Origin of the sequence: Pseudomonas sp. D1-1 (assembly GCF_051132225.1) — a bacterium.
Classification (GTDB): domain Bacteria; phylum Pseudomonadota; class Gammaproteobacteria; order Pseudomonadales; family Pseudomonadaceae; genus Aquipseudomonas.
This window is the reverse complement of the sequence record NZ_CP071676.1, coordinates 3,393,528-3,414,208: the sequence shown is the minus strand read 5'-3', so window position 1 is coordinate 3,414,208 and position 20,681 is coordinate 3,393,528. Positions and strand designations below refer to the sequence as shown.

General features: G+C 63.7%; 14 protein-coding genes. 6 read left to right on the top strand and 8 right to left on the bottom strand.

What is annotated here, in order from left to right:
* Positions 1-87: 87 nt before the first annotated feature.
* The 6 genes from J3P86_RS15290 (at position 88) to nudC (ending at position 11,121) form a co-directional block, all read left to right on the top strand.
* Positions 88-1,404: an MdtA/MuxA family multidrug efflux RND transporter periplasmic adaptor subunit gene (locus J3P86_RS15290; RefSeq protein ID WP_434698341.1), complete on the top strand. Its 1,317-nt coding sequence runs from the start codon at positions 88-90 to the stop codon at positions 1,402-1,404.
* Positions 1,401-4,496: an MdtB/MuxB family multidrug efflux RND transporter permease subunit gene (locus tag J3P86_RS15285; RefSeq protein ID WP_434698340.1), complete on the top strand. Its 3,096-nt coding sequence runs from the start codon at positions 1,401-1,403 to the stop codon at positions 4,494-4,496. The genes J3P86_RS15290 and J3P86_RS15285 overlap by 4 nt, the downstream gene beginning before the upstream one ends.
* Before the next feature lie 169 nt (positions 4,497-4,665).
* Entirely contained in the window at positions 4,666-7,770 is a 3,105-nt protein-coding gene (locus J3P86_RS15280; protein WP_434630454.1) for an efflux RND transporter permease subunit, read from the top strand.
* On the top strand, positions 7,767-9,257 hold the full coding sequence (locus J3P86_RS15275) for an efflux transporter outer membrane subunit (RefSeq protein WP_434698339.1): 1,491 nt from the start codon (positions 7,767-7,769) through the stop codon (positions 9,255-9,257). The genes J3P86_RS15280 and J3P86_RS15275 overlap by 4 nt, the downstream gene beginning before the upstream one ends.
* 214 nt (positions 9,258-9,471) lie before the next feature.
* Positions 9,472-10,284, top strand: coding sequence for a crotonase/enoyl-CoA hydratase family protein (locus J3P86_RS15270; protein ID WP_434601012.1), 813 nt, complete (start codon positions 9,472-9,474; stop codon positions 10,282-10,284).
* Positions 10,285-10,290: 6 nt separating this feature from the next.
* Entirely contained in the window at positions 10,291-11,121 is an 831-nt protein-coding gene (nudC, locus tag J3P86_RS15265; protein WP_434630460.1) for an NAD(+) diphosphatase, read from the top strand.
* Here nudC and J3P86_RS15260 read toward each other — a convergent pair.
* The 8 genes from J3P86_RS15260 to J3P86_RS15225 form a co-directional block, all read right to left on the bottom strand.
* The gene (locus J3P86_RS15260; RefSeq protein ID WP_305500574.1) at positions 11,089-11,868 is read right to left on the bottom strand and encodes a TSUP family transporter; all 780 of its coding nucleotides are present in this window, start codon (positions 11,866-11,868) and stop codon (positions 11,089-11,091) included. The genes nudC and J3P86_RS15260 overlap by 33 nt on opposite strands.
* Before the next feature lie 229 nt (positions 11,869-12,097).
* Positions 12,098-12,853 carry an ABC transporter ATP-binding protein gene (locus tag J3P86_RS15255; RefSeq protein ID WP_305500576.1) on the bottom strand — a complete coding sequence of 252 codons (756 nt, stop codon included), beginning with the start codon at positions 12,851-12,853 and terminating at the stop codon, positions 12,098-12,100.
* Positions 12,847-13,905: a FecCD family ABC transporter permease gene (locus J3P86_RS15250; protein ID WP_434697528.1), complete on the bottom strand. Its 1,059-nt coding sequence runs from the start codon at positions 13,903-13,905 to the stop codon at positions 12,847-12,849. Before J3P86_RS15250 ends, J3P86_RS15255 begins: the two co-directional genes overlap by 7 nt.
* Entirely contained in the window at positions 13,902-15,074 is a 1,173-nt protein-coding gene (locus tag J3P86_RS15245; protein WP_434698338.1) for an ABC transporter substrate-binding protein, read from the bottom strand. The genes J3P86_RS15250 and J3P86_RS15245 overlap by 4 nt, the downstream gene beginning before the upstream one ends.
* A 62-nt stretch (positions 15,075-15,136) precedes the next feature.
* Complete coding sequence (locus J3P86_RS15240) at positions 15,137-17,572, bottom strand: TonB-dependent siderophore receptor (protein WP_434698337.1); 2,436 nt, start codon at positions 17,570-17,572, stop codon at positions 15,137-15,139.
* Positions 17,573-17,660: 88 nt separating this feature from the next.
* Positions 17,661-18,626 carry a FecR domain-containing protein gene (locus J3P86_RS15235; protein ID WP_434698336.1) on the bottom strand — a complete coding sequence of 322 codons (966 nt, stop codon included), beginning with the start codon at positions 18,624-18,626 and terminating at the stop codon, positions 17,661-17,663.
* Positions 18,627-19,142, bottom strand: a complete 516-nt coding sequence (locus J3P86_RS15230) for a sigma-70 family RNA polymerase sigma factor (RefSeq protein ID WP_434698335.1) — start codon at positions 19,140-19,142, stop codon at positions 18,627-18,629.
* Between the two features lie 98 nt (positions 19,143-19,240).
* On the bottom strand, positions 19,241-20,464 hold the full coding sequence (locus J3P86_RS15225) for an MFS transporter (RefSeq protein ID WP_434698334.1): 1,224 nt from the start codon (positions 20,462-20,464) through the stop codon (positions 19,241-19,243).
* Between the last annotated feature and the right edge of the window lie 217 nt (positions 20,465-20,681).

The window sequence follows — 20,681 nt, the reverse complement described above, 5'->3', positions numbered from 1 at the left end:
CCAAGGTAAATTGCCGGTAAAGGCGCTTTGCTAAATATCCGCCAGTGCTTATCGTTCAGCCTCCTGTAAAAGAAGCTCACGCGCCCAATGGTTGACCACTCCATGCAATCCTCTGTTTCCCGCAAATCCCGTCGCTGGCTGTTCGGCCTGTTTGTCGTACTGGTCATCGCGCTGCTGGCCTGGAAGTTCTGGCCCGCCAGTACCGACCCGAAAAACGGCGCAGAGCAGAAAGCCGCGGCTGGACACGCGGGACGCTCGGGTGGCATGCGGCCGGGGTTTGGCGGGGCTACGGGGCCGATTCCGGTTCGGGTGGCGCCAGCGGTCACCGGGGATTTCCCCCTGTATTACAAGGCGCTGGGCACGGTCACCGCGCTCAATACGATCAATGTTCGCAGCCGGGTCGGCGGCGAGTTGGTGAAGATCGCCTTTGAAGAAGGGCAGATGGTCAAGGCCGGCGACCTGCTGGCGGAAATCGACCCACGTCCTTACCAGAATGCCTTGCTCCAGGCCGAAGGCACACTGCTGCAAAACCAGGCCCAACTGAAAAATGCCCAGGTCGACCTGGAACGCTATCGCGGCCTGTACGCCGAAGACAGTATCGCCAAGCAGACCCTCGATACCGCCGCTGCGCTGGTGGGCCAGTACCAGGGGACGGTCAAGACCAACCAGGCGGCGGTCAACGACGCCAAGCTCAACCTGGAATTCACCAGGATCCGCGCGCCGATCAGCGGCCGCGTAGGTTTGCGTCAACTGGACATCGGCAACCTGGTGGCCGCCAACGACACCACGGCCCTGGCCGTCATCACCCAGACCCAGCCCATCAGCGTCGTGTTCACCCTGCCGGAAAACAACCTCGAAACCGTGCTCGCCCGCTATCGCAGCGGAGCGAAACTACCGGTCGAGGCCTGGGACCGTGGCGATGTGAAACTCCAGGCCAGCGGTGTTCTGCAAAGCCTGGACAACCAGATCGACATCACCACCGGCACCTTGAAATTCAAGGCGCGCTACGAAAACCGCGACCAGTCGCTGTTTCCCAACCAGTTCGTCAACGTGCGCTTGCTGGCCGACACCCTCAAGGGCGTGGTCCTGGCGCCGACCGCAGCCATCCAGTTCGGCACCAACGGCACCTTCGTCTACGCCCTTGATGGCGACAGGAAAGTCACCATCAGGAAGCTCAAGATCGGTGCCAGCGATGGCGAAAAAACCATTGTCACCGAGGGCCTGGCCGCCGGCGACAGGGTGGTGCTCGAAGGCACCGACCGCTTGAAGGAGGGCAGCGAGGTGGAAGTGGTCAACGACAGCCAGGAGGTGCCGACCACGCCGACCGAACACCTGCAAGGCAAGACGGCCGCGGCCCCGACTGAGCCGACCGCGGCCGACAAGGCGAAAAAGGGCGGCGCATGAATCTCTCGCGGCTGTTCATCCTTCGCCCGGTCGCCACCACGTTGAGCATGCTGGCGATTGTCCTGGCCGGCCTGATTGCCTATCGGCTGCTGCCGGTGTCGGCACTGCCCCAGGTCGACTACCCGACCATCCGCGTGATGACGCTGTACCCGGGCGCCAGTCCCGACGTCATGACCAGCGCCGTGACCGCGCCCCTGGAGCGGCAGTTCGGGCAGATGCCGGGCCTCACCCAAATGGCTTCCACCAGTTCCGGTGGTGCGTCGGTGATCACCCTGCGTTTCAATCTGGACATCAACATGGATGTCGCCGAGCAGCAGGTGCAGGCCGCGATCAACGCCGCGACCAATCTGTTGCCAACCGATCTGCCGGCGCCGCCGGTGTACAACAAGGTCAACCCGGCGGACACCCCGGTGCTGACGCTGGCGATCACCTCCAAGACCATGCTGCTGCCCAAGCTCAATGACCTGGTGGACACGCGAATGGCGCAGAAGATCGCCCAGATCAGCGGCGTCGGCATGGTGACCATCGCCGGCGGCCAGCGCCAGGCCGTGCGGATCAAGGTCAACCCGGAGGCACTTGCGGCCGCCGGGCTGAACCTGGCCGATGTGCGGACCCTGATCGGTGCTTCCAACGTCAACCAGCCCAAGGGCAACTTCGACGGCCCGACGCGGGTCTCGATGCTCGACGCCAACGATCAGCTGACCTCGCCCAAGGACTACGCCGAACTGATCCTGGCCTACGCCAACGGCGCGCCATTGCGGCTCAAGGACGTGGCACAGATCGTCGACGGCGCGGAGAACGAACGCCTCGCCGCCTGGGCCAACGAAAACCAGGCCGTGCTACTGAACATCCAGCGCCAGCCCGGGGCCAACGTCATCGAGGTGGTGGACCGGATCAAGGCGCTGCTGCCGAGCATCACCGATAACCTGCCGGCTGGCCTCGACGTTACCGTGCTGACCGACCGCACCCAGACCATCCGCGCCTCCGTCACCGATGTGCAGCATGAACTGCTGATCGCCATTGCCCTGGTGGTGATGGTGACGTTCCTGTTCCTGCGGCGGGTCAGCGCCACGATCATTCCGTCGGTGGCCGTGCCGTTGTCGTTGATCGGTACATTCGGCGTGATGTACCTGGCCGGGTTTTCCGTCAACAACCTGACCCTGATGGCCCTGACCATCGCCACCGGTTTTGTGGTGGACGATGCCATCGTCATGCTGGAGAACATTGCGCGCTTCATCGAGGAGGGCGACAGCCCGATGCAAGCCGCGCTCAAGGGCGCCAGGCAGATCGGTTTCACCCTGATTTCCCTGACGCTGTCGTTGATCGCGGTGCTGATCCCGCTGTTGTTCATGGCGGACGTGGTCGGCCGATTGTTCCGCGAGTTCGCCATCACCCTGGCAGTGGCGATCCTGATTTCTTTGGTGGTGTCCCTGACCCTGACGCCGATGATGTGCGCCCGCTTGCTCAAGCGCGAGCCCAAGGAACAGGAGCAGGGCCGTTTCTACCGGGCCAGCGGTGCCTGGATCGACTGGTTGATCGCCGCCTACGGGCGCAAGTTGCAATGGGTGCTCAAGCATCAGCCGCTGACCCTGCTGGTGGCGGTGGGCAGCCTGGTGCTGACGGTGGTGTTGTACCTGGCCGTGCCCAAGGGCTTTTTCCCGGTGCAGGACACGGGCGTGATCCAGGGCATTTCCGAAGCGCCGCAGTCGATTTCCTTCGCCGCCATGAGCGAGCGCCAGCAGCAGCTGGCCAAGGTCATCCTCGCCGACCCGGCGGTGCAGAGCCTGTCCTCTTACATCGGTGTCGACGGCGACAACGCCACGCTCAATAGCGGACGCCTGCTGATCAACCTCAAGCCCCACAGCGAGCGGGACGACAGCGCCAGCGAGATCATCACCCGCTTGCAACCGCAGCTCGACCGGCTGGTCGGCATTCGCCTGTTCATGCAGCCGGTGCAGGACCTGACCATCGAAGACCGGGTCAGCCGCACCCAGTACCAGTTCAGCCTGTCATCGCCGGACGCCGAGTTGCTCAGCCTGTGGAGCGGTCGTCTGGTCGAGGCCCTGGCCCAACAGCCGGAACTGACCGACGTCGCCAGTGACCTGCAGGACAAAGGCTTGCAGGTCTACCTGGTCATCGATCGCGACGCCGCCTCGCGCCTGGGCGTGTCGGTGTCGAACATCACCGATGCGCTGTACGACGCTTTCGGCCAGCGACAGATCTCCACCATCTATACCCAGGCCAGCCAGTACCGTGTGGTGCTTCAGGCCCAGGCCGGGGAAAATCTCGGGCCGCAGGCGCTGGACCAGATCCACGTCAAGACCACTGACGGCGGCCAGGTCCGATTGTCGAGCCTGGCCCGTGTCGAAGAGCGTCAGGCGCAACTGGCAATCGCCCACATCGGCCAGTTCCCGGCGGTGATGATGTCGTTCAACCTGGCGCCGGGCGTGGCCCTCGGGCACGCGGTGGAGGTGATCGAAAAGGTCCAGCAGGATATCGGCATGCCAGTGGGCGTGCAGACCGAGTTCCAGGGCGCGGCGCAGGCGTTCCAGGCATCGTTGTCGAGCACTTTGCTGCTGGTCCTGGCTGCGGTGGTGACCATGTATATCGTGCTGGGGGTCTTGTACGAAAGTTACATCCATCCGATCACCATCCTGTCCACCTTGCCCTCGGCGGCTATCGGCGCGTTGCTGGCGTTGATCCTCACCGGCAATGACCTGGGCATGATCGCGATCATCGGCATCATCCTGCTGATCGGTATCGTCAAGAAAAACGCGATCATGATGATCGACTTCGCCCTGGACGCCGAACGCAACCAGGGCCTGGCTCCGCAGACGGCCATCTACCAGGCCGCGTTGCTGCGCTTTCGGCCAATCCTTATGACCACGCTGGCGGCGCTGTTTGGCGCGGTGCCCCTGATGCTCGCCACCGGCTCCGGCGCCGAGTTGCGCCAGCCGTTGGGCCTGGTGATGGTGGGCGGGTTGCTGGTGAGCCAGGTGTTGACCTTGTTCACCACCCCGGTGATCTACCTGTACTTCGATCGTCTGGGCCGTCGGTTTGCCCGGCCTGAGGAGAAAGAGGTGCGGGTATGATCGCTTCCCTGAACCGCAGAGGGCTTTTGTGGCGAGGGGATTTATCCCCGCTTGAGTGCGCAGCACTCACAAGAGGGGCTGCTGCGCACCCCAGCGGGGATAAATCCCCTCGCCACGAAGCGCCAGCCATTTCTTGCGGTCAGTTTCCTGAAGCCTGGAGCCGGTGCTGATGAACCTCTCCGGCCCCTTCATCCGCCGCCCGGTAGCAACCATGCTGCTGAGCTTCGCCATCATGCTGCTCGGCGGTGTGTGCTTTGGCTTGCTGCCGGTGTCGCCGCTGCCGCAGATGGATTTCCCGGTGATCGTGGTCCAGGCCAACCTGCCGGGGGCGAGTCCCGAGGTGATGGCTTCCACCGTGGCGACGCCGCTGGAGCGTTCCTTCGGCGCGATCGCCGGGGTCAACACCATGAGCAGTCGGTCCAGCCAGGGTTCGACCCGGGTGATCCTGCAATTCGACCTGGACCGCGACATCAACGGCGCGGCGCGGGAGGTGCAGGCGGCCATCAACGCCTCGCGCAACCTGCTGCCCAGCGGGATGCGCAGCATGCCGACCTACAAGAAGGTCAATCCGTCCCAGGCGCCGATCATGGTGCTGTCGCTGACCTCGGATGTGCTGGAGAAAGGCCAGCTCTACGACCTGGCCTCGACGATTCTGTCCCAGAGCCTGTCCCAGGTGTCGGGCGTGGGCGAGGTGCAGATCGGCGGCAGTTCGCTGCCGGCGGTGCGCATCGAACTGGAGCCGCAATTGCTCAATCAGTACGGCGTGGCGCTGGACGACGTGCGAACGGCGATTGCCAACAGCAACGTGCGCCGGCCCAAGGGTTCGGTCGAGGACGACCAGCGGATGTGGCAAGTCCAGGCCAACGACCAGCTGGAAAAGGCCAAGGATTACGAAACACTGATCATCCGCTATCAGGATGGCTCGGTATTGCGGCTCAAGGACGTGGCCAAGGTCAGCGACGGCGTCGAGGATCGCTACAACAGCGGTTTCTTCAATGACGATGCCGCCGTGTTGCTGGTGATCAATCGCCAGGCCGGCGCCAACATCATCGAGACCGTCAACGAGATCAAGGCCCAGTTGCCGGCCTTGCAGGCCGTGTTGCCCGCCAGCGTCAAGCTGAACCTGGCGATGGATCGCTCGCCGGTGATCAAGGCGACCCTGCACGAAGCGGAAATGACCTTGCTGATCGCCGTCGCCCTGGTGGTACTGGTGGTGTTCCTGTTTCTCGGCAATTTCCGCGCTTCGCTGATCCCGACCCTGGCGGTGCCGGTGTCGCTGGTGGGCACGTTCGCGGTGATGTATCTGTACGGTTTCTCGCTCAACAACTTGTCGCTGATGGCGTTGATCCTCGCCACCGGGCTGGTGGTGGACGATGCCATCGTGGTGCTGGAAAACATCTCCCGGCACATCGATGAGGGCGTGCCGCCGCTGAAGGCCGCGTATATGGGGGCCGAGGAGGTGGGCTTCACGCTGCTGTCGATGAACGCCTCGCTGGTGGCGGTGTTCCTGTCGATCCTGTTCATGGGCGGGATCGTCGAGAGCCTGTTCCGGGAGTTTTCCATCACCCTGGCGGCGGCCATCGTCGTCTCGCTTATCGTATCCCTGACGCTTACGCCGATGCTCTGCGCGCGCTGGCTCAAACCTCACGTGCCAGGGCAGGAGAACCGCTTGCAGCGTTGGAGCCAGGGCGCCAACGAAAGAATGGTCCGTGGCTATGCGCGCACGCTGGACTGGGTACTGCGCCATCGGCGCCTGACCTTGCTCAGCCTGCTGGTGACCATCGGCGTGAACATCGCGTTGTACGTGGTGGTGCCGAAAACCTTCATGCCCCAGCAGGACACCGGCCAGTTGATCGGCTTCGTGCGCGGTGACGACGGGCTGTCGTTCAACGTGATGCAACCGAAGATGGAGATCTTCCGTCGCGCGGTGCTCAAGGACGAGGCCGTACAGAGCGTGGCCGGTTTTATCGGCGGCAACAACGGCACCAACAATGCCTTCATGCTGGTGCGCCTCAAGCCGATCAACGAGCGCCGGATTTCCGCGCAGAAAGTCATCGAGCGCCTGCGCAAGGAAATGCCCAAGGTGCCCGGCGGCCAGTTGATGCTGATGGCCGACCAGGACCTGCAGTTCGGTGGCGGCCGCGAGCAGACCACCTCGCAATATTCCTACATTCTGCAGAGCGCCGACCTGGCGTCGCTGCGCGAGTGGTACCCCAAGGTCGTCGCGGCGTTCCGCGCCTTGCCGGAGCTTACCGCCATCGATGCCCGTGACGGTGGCGGCGCACAGCAGGTAACCCTGATTGTGGATCGCGACCAGGCCAAGCGCCTGGGCATCGACATGGACATGGTCACATCGGTGTTGAACAACGCCTACAGCCAGCGGCAGATATCAACCATCTACGACAGCCTCAACCAGTACCAGGTGGTCATGGAGGTCAACCCCAAATACGCCCAGGACCCCAACACCCTCGAACAGGTCCAGGTGATTACCGCCGATGGCGCACGGGTCCCGCTGTCCGCGATTGCCCATTACGAGAACAGCCTGGAAGACGACCGGGTCAGCCATGAAGGCCAGTTCGCTTCCGAGGGCATCTCCTTCGATATGGCCGAAGGCGTGACCGTGGAGCAGGGCACGGCCGCCATCGAACGGGCGATCGCCAAGCTGGGAATGCCCGAAGACGTCATCGCGAAAATGGCCGGGACCGCCGACGCTTTCGCCGCCACCCAGAAAAGCCAGCCGTTCATGGTGCTCGGGGCGCTGCTGGCGGTGTATCTGGTCCTGGGCGTGCTGTATGAAAGCTACATCCACCCGTTGACCATCCTGTCCACGTTGCCTTCGGCCGGCGTTGGCGCGTTGCTGTCGATCTACGTTTTGGGCAGCGAGTTCAGCCTGATCTCGCTGCTGGGGCTGTTCCTGCTGATTGGTGTGGTGAAGAAAAACGCGATCCTGATGATCGACCTCGCGCTGCAACTGGAGCGCGCCGGCCAGACGCCGTTGGAGTCGATCCGCAGTGCTTGCCTGTTGCGCTTGCGGCCGATCCTGATGACGACGGTGGCGGCGATCCTCGGTGCCTTGCCGCTGTTGCTCGGCGGTGCCGAAGGTTCGGAGATGCGCCAGCCGCTGGGCCTGACCATCATCGGCGGCCTGGTGTTCAGCCAGGTCCTGACGCTCTACACCACGCCGGTGGTTTACCTTTATCTCGATAACCTGCGCCACCGCTTCAACCGCTGGCGTGGGGTGCGCACCGATGCTGCCCTGGAAACTCCGCTATGACCGACCGTTCGCTTTTCAACCTTGCCGCACCGCTGGCAGCCGCCCGTGGCTCGCGGGTATTGAGCCTGGCGCTGTGCGTGGCGCTGCTCAGCGCTTGCGCGATCGGCCCGGATTACCAGCGCCCGGCGGCCGCTGCGCCGGTGCAGTACAAGGAAGCCCAAGGGTGGCGCCAGGCCAACCCCAGCGACGCCTTGGCCCGGGGCGCCTGGTGGGAGCTGTACAGCGACGCCCGGCTGAATGAGCTGGTGGCAAAGCTCAACGCATCCAACCAGACCGTGGCCCAGGCCGAAGCCCAGTATCGTCAGGCCCAGGCGTTGGCGCGCAGTGCGCGGGGAGCTTTTTTCCCAACGGTCGACCTTACCGTCGGCAAGAACCGCTCCAGCCAAGGCACCGGCAGCAGCAGTTCGAGCCTGAGCAGTTCTTCCAGCGGCATTCGCGACACCTACAGCGCCCAGGCCGGGGTGAGTTGGGAAGCGGATGTCTGGGGCAAGTTGCGCCGCACCCTGGAAGCCGATGAAGCCAGCGCGCAAGCCAGCTTTGCCGACCTGGCGGCGATGCGCCTGAGCCAACAATCGGAACTGGTGCAGAACTACTTGCAGTTACGGGTCATCGACCAACAGAAGCGCTTGTTGCAGACCACGGTCGATAACTATCAGCGCTCATTAAAAATGACCGAAAACCAGTACCGCGCCGGGGTGTCGGGCAAGGACGCGGTGGCCCAGGCGCAGAACCAGCTCAAGACCACCCAGGGCGACCTGATCGACCTGATCTGGCAGCGGGCGCAGTTCGAAAATGCCATCGCCGTGCTGATCGGCCTGCCTCCCGCCGAATTCAGCCTGGCCGAAACCGAGGACGTCCCGGCGCTGCCGCAGGTCCCGGTGGCGGTACCCTCGCAGTTGCTTGAGCGGCGTCCGGACATCGCTTCAGCGGAACGCTCGGTGATGGCCGCCAACGCCAACATTGGCGTGGCGAAGGCGGCCTATTATCCGGACCTGACCCTGAGCCTGAGTGGCGGCTACAGCAGCAGTACCTACGATAACTGGATAAGTGTGCCGAACCGCTTCTGGTCGGTCGGGCCACAGCTGGCGATGACGCTGTTCGACGGCGGCCAGCGCTCGGCGGAAGTCGACCGCAGCGTCGCGGCGTACGACCAGACCGTGGCGACCTATCGGCAGACCGTGCTCGACGGTTTTCGTGAAGTCGAGAACTACATGATCCAGCTCAAGGTGCTCGAAGACGAAGCCCGCGTGCGCCAGGAAGCACTCGACGCCGCCCGCGAGTCCCTGCGCCTGACCCAGAACCAGTACCGGGCCGGCTTGATCGGCTATCTCGACGTGGTAACCGTCCAGGCCACCGCCCTGAGCAACGAACGCAGCATGCTGAGCCTGCAACAGAGCCGGTTGATCGCCAGCGTGCAACTGATCGCGGCGCTGGGCGGCGGGTGGGATGGGCAGTTGCAGGCGAGCGAACAGCCAGCAGCGGACTGATACCCAGCGCTATCCATGTGGGAGCGAGCTTGCTCGCGATGGCGGCAGCCCAGGCGACATCTCCTTGGCTGAACCACCGCTATCGCGAGCAAGCTCGCTCCCACAGTGGCTTTCGGCGAAGCCAGTCCCGCTTTTGGCCGATGCGCTGCCTACGTCCCTTGGCGATGGCTTGGTATAGTTCAGGCCTCTTTTCAGCCGGTAAAGGATCACTGCCATGTCGCAATACCAAGCGTTCCACGTCGAACTTGCAGACAAAATCGCCCATGTGCAGATCAATCGCCCCGACAAGATCAATGCCATGAACGCCGCGTTCTGGAGCGAGATCATCGAGATCTTCCAGTGGATCGACGATACCGACGAAGTGCGGGTGGTGGTCCTGAGCGGTGCCGGCAAGCATTTTTCGTCGGGTATCGATCTGATGATGCTGGCCGGCGTGGCGAACGAACTGGGCAAGGACGTCGGCCGCAACGCCCGTGTGCTGCGGCGCAAGATCCTCGAACTGCAAGCCTCGTTCAACGCCGTGGACAATTGCCGCAAACCGGTTCTCGCGGCGATCCAGGGGTATTGCCTGGGCGGTGCCATCGACCTGATTTCTGCCTGCGACATGCGCTACGCGGCCGAGGATGCGCAATTCTCCATCAAGGAAATCGACATCGGCATGGCGGCCGATGTTGGCACATTGCAACGCTTGCCCCGGATCATCGGGGACGGCATGCTGCGTGAACTCGCTTATACGGGGCGCACCTTTGGTGCCGACGAAGCGCGCAGCATTGGTCTGGTCAATCGTGTCTACAGCGATACCGCCAGCCTGCTTGACGGAGTGATGGGCATCGCCCGGGAAATCGCCGCCAAGTCGCCGATCGCCATAGCCGGCACCAAGGAAATGATTGGCTACATGCGTGATCACGGCATCGACGACGGGCTGGAATACGTCGCTACGTGGAATGCCGCCATGCTGCAATCGAATGACCTGCGCGTGGCCATGGCCGCCCATATGAGCAAACAGAAACCCGAATTTCTGGATTGATCGATCATGATTTCACGCTGGACCACCGCAGTACTCGACACCGACCTCGCGGGCGGCTGGGCCGTGGCCCGCAGCCCGGAGGGCTTTCTCTACGACGACAACGGCGCGTTGTTTCCCCGCGAGTGGCTCAAGCGCCAGGATGTGTCGATTCTCGCCGAGCACGGCATTGGCCATCTTGACGGCGAGCCGGTCTACCTGCTGGAACTGCATAGCTCGCTGGAGATTCCCGGCTGCAACTGGAAAGGCCTGCGGGCCTTCATGCTCGAGGACGACCACACGCTGTTCAAGGTGCTGGGTTATGCGGCGCAGATCGGCACCTGGGCTCGCGAACATCGCTTTTGTGGCAGTTGCGGCCAGCGCATGATCCAGGTGCCGCGAGAGCGGGCGATGTACTGTGAGGCATGCGATCTGCGGCATTACCCGCGAATCTCGCCGAGCATGATCGTGCTGATTACCCGTGGCGATGAGGTCTTGCTGGCCCGTTCGCCCCGGTTTGTCACCGGTGTCTACAGCACCCTGGCCGGGTTTGCCGAGCCGGGCGAGTCGGCCGAGGATTGCCTGGTCCGGGAGGTGCGCGAGGAGGTCAGCATCGAGGTGAAGAACATCCAGTACGTGGGCAGCCAGTGCTGGCCGTTTCCCCATTCGATGATGCTGGGTTTTCATGCCGAGTATGCCGGCGGTGAGATCGTGCCCCAGGAAGACGAGATCGAGGACGCCCAATGGTTCAGCGTCCATGACCTGCCGCCGTTGCCGGCCTCGCGCTCCATCGCCCGCTACCTGATCGACCTGTATGTCGCCCGCCGTCTAGGCCACGCTGAACCAGTGCTGCCAGGCTAGGCGCACGGTCAGGCCCAGCACCACGGTGATGAATACCGGGCGGATGAACTTCGCGCCGCCGCTGATGGCGGTGCGCGCGCCGAAGAACGCGCCGACCATCACCGACAGGCCCATGCTCAGGCCGATGATCCAATCCACCTGGCCCGAAAAGATGAACACCGACAGCGCCGCGATGTTGCTGACGAAGTTCATGCTGCGGGCCACGCCGCTGGCCTTGACCAGGTCGATGGGGTAGAGCAGCAGGCTGCTGACGGTCCAGAACGCACCGGTGCCCGGGCCGGCCACGCCGTCGTAGAAACCCAAGGTGAAACCCTGGGATGACTGCCACGTCTTCTTGATCGGCGCATTGCTGTCCAGCGGCGCCTTGGGCGTGCCGCCGAACAACAGGTACAGGCCACAGGCAAAGACAATCACCGGCAGCATCTTGTTCAGCCACTCGGCGGGCAGGTAATGAGCAACGACGGCGCCGACCAAGGCACCGACCAGCGTGCCGACGAGGGCGTGGGTCCATTGCCGTGGGTGAAACAGCTTGCGCTTGTAAAAGGTAAAACTGGCCGTGGCTGAGCCGAAGGTCGAGCTGAGCTTGTTGGTGCCCAGCACCAGGTGCGGTGGCAGGCCGGCGGTCAGCAACGCCGGCGTGGTCAGCAGCCCACCGCCGCCAGCGATGGCGTCGATGAAGCCGGCGATGAACGCGACGACGGCAAGGATAGCGAGGGTAGAAAGGTCGACGCTGAGTTCAAAAGGCATGGAATGGGGCTTATTCGGCAGGGCGCAGAAAGACTGCGGGAAAGGCCGCTATGTTACCCATAACAACGCCGGGCCGCGACTGCCTCAAATCGTGGCGAGGGAGCTTGCTCCCGCTGGGCTGCGCAGCGGCCCCAGATTGCCGCAAACGGTATATCAGGCAAACCGCGCCCGCCGGTCTACGACTGCTGCGCAGCCGAGCGGGAGCAAGCTACCTCGCCAAGCTACCCACTCAAACCACGTCGTCCACGATGATGTGCCGCTCATCCCTTGAACAGCGTTCGATCCGGGCCTGGACCCGGTACACGTTGCGCAGCATCTGCTCGGTGATCACTTCTTCACTTCGACCGCAGCCTTGCAGGGTGCCCTCGGCGATGACCAGCACCTGGTCGGCAAAGCGCAACGCCTGGTTCAGGTCGTGAATGGCAATGAACACGATGATCGAGTGTTGGCGGGCGAGGGCGCGCATGAAGCTCAGGACCTGGACCTGGCGGTGCATGTCCAGGGCGCTGGTGGGTTCGTCCATCAACAGGACTTCGGGCTCGCGCACCAGCGTCTGGGCGATGGACACCAGTTGCTGTTGCCCACCGCTCAGTTCACCGAGGTTGCGAAACGACAAATCACTGATGCCCAGGGACGCGAGGATGCGGTCCACCACTTCCAGCTCATCAGCTTGCACTGTCCAGCCGGGCGCCTGCTGTTTGCGCGCGAGCAGCACCGATTCGTAGACCGTCAGCCGGGCGTTGGCGTTGAGGTTCTGCGGCATGTAGCAAATGCCCTGCTGGCCCCTGCGCGAGCCTTCCAGGCGAACATGGCCGGGGCCGTCGATGAGGCCGGCGATGCGTTTGAACAGGGTCGATTTTCCGGCCGCGTTGGGCCCCACCACCGCCACCACCTCGCCACCCGTGAGCAGCGGCGTAGTGATCCCGTCCAGTATCGACCGACGACCATAACGAGCGCCGACACCTTGCAGCTCGATCGTCACCATGACTGTTTCCTGCCGCCCAGAATGAGAGAAATGAAGAACGGCACGCCGATCAGCGACGTGACCACGCCGATCGGGAAGATCGCCCCGGGTATCAGGGTCTTGCTCACCACCGAACTGGCCGACAGGATCAGCGCGCCGGTCAGCAGTGAGGCCGGCAGGAAGAAACGCTGGTCCTCGCCGATCAGCATCCTGGCGATGTGCGGCCCCACCAGGCCGATGAAGCCGATGGTGCCGACAAACGCCACTGGAAACGCGGCCAGCAGGCTGACCATGATCAGCGTCTGCAAGCGCAACTTGCGCACGTTGATGCCGAAACTCGCGGCTTTTTCATCCCCCAGGCGCAGGGCGGTCATGGCCCAGGCGCGGCGGGCAAAAATCGGCAAGGTGACGAGGATTACCAGGCAGATCACGCCGAGTTTCGGCCAGGTGGCCTTGGTCAGGCTGCCCATGGTCCAGAACACCACGGCGGCCACGGCCTGCTCGGTGGCGAAGAACTGCACCAGCGCCAACAGCGCATTGAAGGTGAAGACCAGGGCGATACCGAGCAGCACGATGGTTTCGCTGGTCATGCCCCGGCGCAGGCTCAGGACATGAATCAGCAGCGCCGAGAGCATCGCCATGATAAAGGCATTGAGCGGCACCATGTATTGGGCGATCACCGGCACCAGGGCCACGCCGAATGCCAAGCCCAGGGCCGCGCCGAAACTGGCTGCCGCCGAGATGCCCAAGGTGAATGGGCTCGCCAGCGGGTTGTTGAGGATGGTCTGCATCTGCGCGCCGGCCAGGGACAACGCGGCGCCCACGGCCACGGCCATCAGCGCCACCGGCAGGCGGATATCCCACATCACCACCCGCACTTGCGGCGCCGCGGCATCCGGAGAGAACAGCGCGCCCAGGACTTCATCCAGGCTGTAGCTGGCCGGGCCGAGGGCCAGGTCGAGCAGCACGCTGAACAGCAGCAACAGGGCCAGGCCGATCAGGATCAAGCGTTTGCGCCAGACCTGCTCGCGGTAAATCGTGCCCAGGGCGATACCCTCGATACGGCCATTCATGGTTGGGCCTGCGCGGGCTTGAGGCTGACGAAATAGCCTGGCTCATAGGGCACAGGCAAGAAGCGCTGGTGGAACTCGCGAAACGTCGCGTCGGGGTCCAGGTCGGTGAACAGCTCCGGATGGAACCACTTGGCCAGTTGCTGGATGGCGATGAACTGGTACGGGCTGTTGTAGAACTGGTGCCAGATGGCATGAAAGCCCTGGGTTTGCTGAGCCTTGATCCCGGCATAGGCCGGGCGGGCGGTGTACCACTGCAATTTGCGCCGCGCCTCGGCCAGATCGGCGCCGGGCCCGACACCGACCCAGTGCCCGCCCGGCGCAAAGGCCTCCCAGTTGGCGCTGGTGACCACCACCTGTTCCGGGTTGGCGACGATCACCTGTTCCGCGTTCAACTGGCCAAAGGTGTTGGGAATGATTGCGCTGGCAATGTTGCGGCCCCCGGCCAGCTCGACGAAACGGCCGAAATTTTCGTTGCCGAAACTCAGGCAGCAATCGTCGGTGTAGCCACCGATGCGTTCGATGAACACTTTCGGGCGGGGCGGCTGGCGGGCCTGGATCACATCGGTGACGCGACGGATCTGCTGGTTGCGAAAGGCGATGAACGCCTCGGCGCGTGCCTCTTCGCCGAACAGCTGGCCAAACAGGCGCATGGTCGGTTCGGTGTTCTGCATCGGGTTGTTGCGAAAGTCGACGTAGACCACCGGAATGCCCAGCGCATCGAGTTTCTCGATGTGGCGCGCGTCTTCGGTGGCGTGCTGGGCCTCGATGTTGAGGACGATCACGTCCGGTTGCTGGCTGATCGCTTGCTCGATGTCGAAGGTGCCGTCTTCGAAACCGCCGAAGGTCGGAATCCGGGCAATTGCCGGATACCGCCGCAGGTAGGCGCCGTAGGTGTCCGGGTCGGACTGGATCAGGTCCTTGCGCCAACCGACGATGCGGCGGATCGGGTTGTCGGTGTCGAGTGCCGCGACGAGGTACAACTGGCGACCTTCGCCGAGGATCACCCGTTGCACCGGAATGCGCACCTGGACCTGGCGGCCGAGCAAGTCGGTGACGGTGGTTCTGGTGGCGGGCAAGGTGTCTGAAAACACCAGGCCGCTCAGCAGCAGGGCGGTAGCACCCAGCAGCCAGGCGATGAGCGATGAGCGCGTCAGAGATTGAATCTGCATGGTTGGAACCTTGTCAGGGATCGCCCCGCCAGCGGTGCACGCGCTGTTGGGGCGAGGCGCAATCAGAAGTCGACCGTCGCTGAAAGCAACAGGGTGCGTGGCGCGCCTTGGGAGAACGCGCCGTAGGAGGCCACGCCGGACCAGTATTCGCGGTCGAACACGTTCTGCACCGTGGCGCGCAGCGTGGTCGGCCGGCCATCGAGTACCGTGCTGTAGCGGGCGCCGGCATCAAAGCGTGTCCACGGATCGAGCTCTTGGGTATTGGCCTGGTTGACGTATTGGCTGCCGGTGTAGATCGCTCCACTGGTCAACGTCAGGCCCTGGACCCAGGGGGTGTCCCATTCGGCCCAGAGGTTGGCCTGCACTTCGGGCACGCCCACCGGTTTGTTGCCGCGATTGGCGGCGGTCCCGCTTTTGGTGAGTTCGCCGTCGAGCAAGGTGACGCCACCGAGCAGACGCGTGCCCTCGCGCAGTTCGCCGAACATGTTCAGTTCGATGCCGCGGTTGCGCTGCTCGCCCTGGACCGAATACACGCCACCGGCCGTGCCGTTGGTCAATTCGCCGGCGGGCTTCTTGATCTGGAACAGCGCCAGGGTCGAGGTGAACGTGCCGTAGTCGACCTTGACCCCGACCTCCTGCTGGCGAGAGATGTAGGGCTTGAAGATTTCGCCCGAGTTGCTCGCAGTGGCCGGCGCAGTGTCGCCCTTGCTCAGGCCTTCGATGTAGTTGTAGTAGAACGACACATGTTCCCAGGGCTTGACCACCGCGCCGAACAAAGGCGTGGTTTCGCTTTCGTCATAGGCGCTGGTGACATTCCCGAGGGTGTTGTAGTTGTTTGATTCAATGCTCTGCTTGCGCAGGCCAAGCGTTACCTGGACCCGTTCATCGAGGATCGACAAGGTATCGGCCAGGGCCACGCCGGACAGTTCGGTATCGGAGACCTTCGCCACATCGGGCGATGCGATGGACGGTTTGTCGCGCGCCACCGGGTGATAGATATTCGAAAAGACCGGGGCGCCGGAATTGATTCCTCGGCGCAATTCATCGCGATAGCGGCTGGCCTGCAAGGTGGCGCTGTGGCTGACCGGACCGGTTTCGAAGCGGGCACGGGCACCGGCATCGACGGTGTAACGCTCCACCTCGAACTTGTAGTAGCCCGGTACCGAGCGGGTGTCACCGGCGCTGTTGAGGATCGTCGGGGTCTGGTCCGACAGTCGTGCCACATCGGACTTGCCGCCCCCGGCGTGGCCGAATACCGTCAGGTTGTCGCTCAGGTCATATTCACCACTGAGCAGCGCCGACTTGTCGCGGGTTTCGGACCAGCCCCATTCCTGGGTCACGTTGCTGCGCCCGTTGGCCGCCGAAGGCACCTCGACACCGCTGGCGATGGCAAACGGCCGGGAGGGTGCGTCCCACTGTTCTTCCTGGCTGATCAGGTCCAGGCTGGTCCTGAACCGGTCGCCCTGGTAATCCAGGGAGATCGCACCGATGCCGACATCCCGGGACTGCTTGTCGATCGCGGTGTCGCCACCCTGCAGGCTGCCGTTGACGCGCACACCGAAGCGGCGTTCCTCGCCGAAGCGGCGGCTGATGTCGACATGCCCGCCTGCCTGGGTGTCCATGGCGTAGCTGGCGGTAACGCGAGTCAGGTCCTGGTCCAGCGAGCGCTTGGGCACGATGTTGATCACGCCACCGACGCCGCTGTTGGGCGACATGCCGTACAGCAGCGCAGCCGGGCCCTTGATGACCTCGATGCGCTCGGCATATTCAGTGAACACCCGGTAGTTCGGCGCCACGCCGTACACGCCGTCGAACGCCAGCTCACCCAGGTTGCCTTCGCCCACCGGGAAACCGCGAATGAAGAACGAATCGACGATGCCGCCGGTCTGGCCGGTGGAGCGCACCGAGGAGTCGCGCTCCAGCACGTCGGCGGCGGTCACGGCCTGCTGGTCCTTCATCAGGGTCGAGGTGTAGTTGCTGACGCTGAATGGCGTGTCCATCAGGTCCTTGTTACCCAGCAGGCCAACCCGGCCGCCACGGGCCACCTGGCCACCGCTGTAGGTCGGCGGCAAATCCCCGGGGCGCACCTCGGCGGCATTGATGGTGGTTGGCGCCAGGGCCAGCCCCCCGTCGCCGGCGGATTTTTCCAGGGTGTAGCTGCCATCGTCGCGGGCGACCAGTTCCAGGCCGCTGCCGGCCAGCAATCGGGTAAACGCTTCACGCGCGGTGAACTGCCCTGAAAGGCCCGGGCTGTTCAAGCCTTGGGTCAGGGAGGGTTCAAACGATAATGCGATGCCGGCCTGCACGGCGAACGCCGATAACGTGGCACCCAAGGGACCTGGCTGTATGTTGTAGGACTGGCTGGCAACGTTGTCCAGCGGCGCGCCCGGTGCCGCCCAGGTGCACGGGCTCAAGGTGGAAAGTGCAACGCTGAGCATGGCACTGCGAATCGCCAGATTCAGCTTGCGATCCGAACGCAGGGGGCGGGCAACGGGCATGGCGGGGTGATCCTGTGCAGAGGGTTTGCTCTCTAAGCCAGCCAGGATTGAAAAAAGTATCAGCCCCGCCCGATTATTTTTTCAGCGCTCAAGCCGGCGCCAGCATGACCCAGTAATCGCCCAGGCGGGATGTGACCCGGATGGGGTAGGTTCGGGCGAGCATGTTCAGGGTCTGCCGGCTGTCGTTCAGGGGAAAGGCGCCGGATATCCGCAGGTTGGCGATCGCCGGGTCGCAACGCAGGACGCCGTTGCGATAACGGCTCAGTTCGTTGACGAAATCCGCCAGGCGCATGTTGTCGGCCATCAGCATGCCCTGGGTCCAGGCCAGCACCGACTTGTCGGCAGGTTTCAGGGCGTCGATGCCCCGGGCGGTAAAACCGCTGCTCTGGCCAGCCCCGACCACTTGCTCGCCGATGCCCTTGACCTCGATGCGCACCGCGCCTTCCAGCACGACGAGGCGAGTATGGCCGGTGTCTTCGCGAACGCTGAAGCGCGTCCCGAGCGCCTGCATCCGGCCTTCGTCGGTCTGCACCCGGAACGGCCGGGCGAGCGCTGCTGGGTCCGCTGCGGTCTGGACCAGTATTTCGCCTCGGCGCAACAGCAGCAGGCGCTGGTGTTCGTCGAAAAATACATCGATTGCGGTGTCGGTGTTCAACGTCAGGCGGGTGCCGTCGGTCAGGGTCAGGTCGCGCCGCTCGCCCACCGGAGCGCGGTAATCGGCGGTCCACTGTTGCCAGTCGTTGAGCTTCCAGCTGCCCCAGGCCAATGGCGCCAGGGCGAGCAGGGCGGCCAGCTTGCCCATGGCGGCACGCCGCGCCGGATTGCTCGGGCGGTCCAGCGCCGGCATCGCCAGCGCGGGCGGCAAGCCTTGCAGCTTGCTCAGCAGCAGTTCGGCCCGCGCCCAGGCCTGGCGGTGGGCCGGGCTGCTGGTACGCCAGCGTTCCCACTCCAGGCGTTCGGCGTCGTTGACGCTGCCTTCGCTCAGGCGCATCAGCCAATCGGCGGCTTCGTTGAGAATGGCCGGGTCGAGGGCGTGGCGGTCATGGGCGGGCATTCAGTCCACCAGCATCAGGCAGTGCAGGAAAGCCTGTTTCATGTAGCGCTTGACGGTGATCAGCGAAACGCCGAGTTGCGTGGCGATGTCGTCATATTTCAGGCCATGGATCTGCGACAGCAGGAACGCACGCTTTACCAGGGGCGGCAGGGTGTCGAGCATGGCGTCGATTTCATGCAGCGTCTCGAGCACCAGCAAGCGTCGTTCGGGCGAGGGCGCCTCGGGCTCGGGTAATGTCGCCAGTGCCTGGAGGTAGGCGCGTTCGAGTGCCTTGCGCTGGAACCAGTTGACCAGGATGCCCCCGGCGACGCAGCTCAGGTACGCACGCGGTTCCTCGATCACCGCCACCTTCGAGGCGAGGATGCGAATGAACGTGTCATGGGCCAGGTCGGCGGCGTCCAGCGCATTGCCCAGTTTTCGATAAAGCCTGGCGTACAACCAGCCATGGTGTCCGCTGTAGAGGTCTGCGACGGTGCGCAGGTGACAATCGTTGACCGCTGACCCTGGATCGCTCATGGCTGTTGTATTTTTTGATAGTGAGAATTATTCCCAATAGTAGTGGAGGCGCTCAGTGCCGCGCAAGGTTGATAGGCGGGCAATTTAGGTTTGTGTCGCTATTCGCCAGCCCTGTCGGCCATTCCGAGTGGTTTGTGGCGCAGCAGCATCAACGGCACCAGTGCGATTGCGTAGGCGAGGCAGACATAAAGAAAAATGTGCTTCAGGCCATACACCTGGCTGAGCAATGCGCCAAGGGAGATGCCAATGATCGATGCCGTCTGTGAAACGCCCTGGGCCAACCCCAGCACCTGGCCCTGGCGACTGTTGTCGACGCTTCGGGAGATGAGCGCCGTCAGCACCGGCGTGGTTGCGCCCAACAGCAGGCCCCAGAGGAAATAGGCGAGGGCGAAGACGACCGGCTGGCGCGTCAGGCCGGCCACGGCGGTGACGATGACCAGGCCGATGACAATGCTCGCCATGGCCTGCAGCGTTTGCGCCGGGTTGCGCCGTTCGAAGTAGCGCGACCAGGACGTCGCACAAAGAATGAAGCCCAGGGCTAGCAAGCCGTAGCAAAGCCCGACCATGGCATTGCTGACCTCGAAGGTCGCCCCCACGTACAAGGAAAACGAAGTCTGCGGCAGCATTCGCGCCAGCAGCAGGAGGCCCATGATGCCCAGCAGCCAATTGATCGCCGGGTCGAACAGCCTGGGCGGCAGGGGAGGCTTGCCTGCCAGCGGTGCTTTTTTTACTGGCGCCACGTTGGGCAACGCCAGCGCCGCGACGACGGTACATGCGGCGCAGAGGCCCGAGGCGACGATGTTGATCCAGAAAAACGTCGCATGATCGAGAATCAGCCCGCCGACCACCGCCCCGAGCAACGAACCGACGTTGGTGGAAATCTGCAGGATCGCAAACAGCCTGGCCCGCCGCGACGGTGCCTCGATGCTCACCCCATAGGCCTGGGCCGGGGCGATATAACCGGCGAAGGCGCCTTGCAGGAAACGCAGGAGCAGGATTACCCAGATATCGCTGCTCAATGCCAGCCCGAGCTGGGTCAACGAGAGCCCCGCCAGCGCGCGGATCATCATCAGCTTGTGACCGTAACGATCACCGATCCGGCCCCAGAAGGCACTGGTCAGGATGATGCCCAGCATCGGGCCGACGTACACCGCCGTGCTGGCAAAGCTGAACAGCGCGTCGTTGCTGGTCAGCTGGCGCAAATGCACAGGCCAGAACGGCCCGCTCATTTCCATCGCGCCCATGGAAACCAGCTGGATGGAGAACAGCAGGAAGACGAGCAGGCGCACACTGGAAGCCTGGGGGAGACCTATATGGGGCATGGACACATTCGCAGGGCGACAAAGCTGTGTCTTATCCACCAGTGCGTCGATCGGGGCAAGGGGAAAATGCTCCGTGAGGAAATCGCGCGGCTGCGCATCCGCTTTCGTGGCGAGGGAGCTTGCTCCCGCTGGGCTGCGCAGCGGCCCCAGATTGCCCGACACGGTGCATCAGGCAAACCGCGCCCGCCGGTCTACGACTGCTGCGCAACCGAGCGGG

What these genes read in the sequence shown, in the direction of transcription:
- J3P86_RS15290 (WP_434698341.1), top strand. Translation starts at nt 88, where the DNA reads ATGGTTGACCACTCCATGCAATCCTCTGTTTCCCGCAAATCCCGTCGC.
- J3P86_RS15285 (WP_434698340.1), top strand. Translation starts at nt 1,401, where the DNA reads ATGAATCTCTCGCGGCTGTTCATCCTTCGCCCGGTCGCCACCACGTTG.
- J3P86_RS15280 (WP_434630454.1), top strand. Translation starts at nt 4,666, where the DNA reads ATGAACCTCTCCGGCCCCTTCATCCGCCGCCCGGTAGCAACCATGCTG.
- J3P86_RS15275 (WP_434698339.1), top strand. Translation starts at nt 7,767, where the DNA reads ATGACCGACCGTTCGCTTTTCAACCTTGCCGCACCGCTGGCAGCCGCC.
- J3P86_RS15270 (WP_434601012.1), top strand. Translation starts at nt 9,472, where the DNA reads ATGTCGCAATACCAAGCGTTCCACGTCGAACTTGCAGACAAAATCGCC.
- nudC (WP_434630460.1), top strand. Translation starts at nt 10,291, where the DNA reads ATGATTTCACGCTGGACCACCGCAGTACTCGACACCGACCTCGCGGGC.
- J3P86_RS15260 (WP_305500574.1), bottom strand. Translation starts at nt 11,868, where the DNA reads ATGCCTTTTGAACTCAGCGTCGACCTTTCTACCCTCGCTATCCTTGCC.
- J3P86_RS15255 (WP_305500576.1), bottom strand. Translation starts at nt 12,853, where the DNA reads ATGGTGACGATCGAGCTGCAAGGTGTCGGCGCTCGTTATGGTCGTCGG.
- J3P86_RS15250 (WP_434697528.1), bottom strand. Translation starts at nt 13,905, where the DNA reads ATGAATGGCCGTATCGAGGGTATCGCCCTGGGCACGATTTACCGCGAG.
- J3P86_RS15245 (WP_434698338.1), bottom strand. Translation starts at nt 15,074, where the DNA reads ATGCAGATTCAATCTCTGACGCGCTCATCGCTCATCGCCTGGCTGCTG.
- J3P86_RS15240 (WP_434698337.1), bottom strand. Translation starts at nt 17,572, where the DNA reads ATGCCCGTTGCCCGCCCCCTGCGTTCGGATCGCAAGCTGAATCTGGCG.
- J3P86_RS15235 (WP_434698336.1), bottom strand. Translation starts at nt 18,626, where the DNA reads ATGCCCGCCCATGACCGCCACGCCCTCGACCCGGCCATTCTCAACGAA.
- J3P86_RS15230 (WP_434698335.1), bottom strand. Translation starts at nt 19,142, where the DNA reads ATGAGCGATCCAGGGTCAGCGGTCAACGATTGTCACCTGCGCACCGTC.
- J3P86_RS15225 (WP_434698334.1), bottom strand. Translation starts at nt 20,464, where the DNA reads ATGCCCCATATAGGTCTCCCCCAGGCTTCCAGTGTGCGCCTGCTCGTC.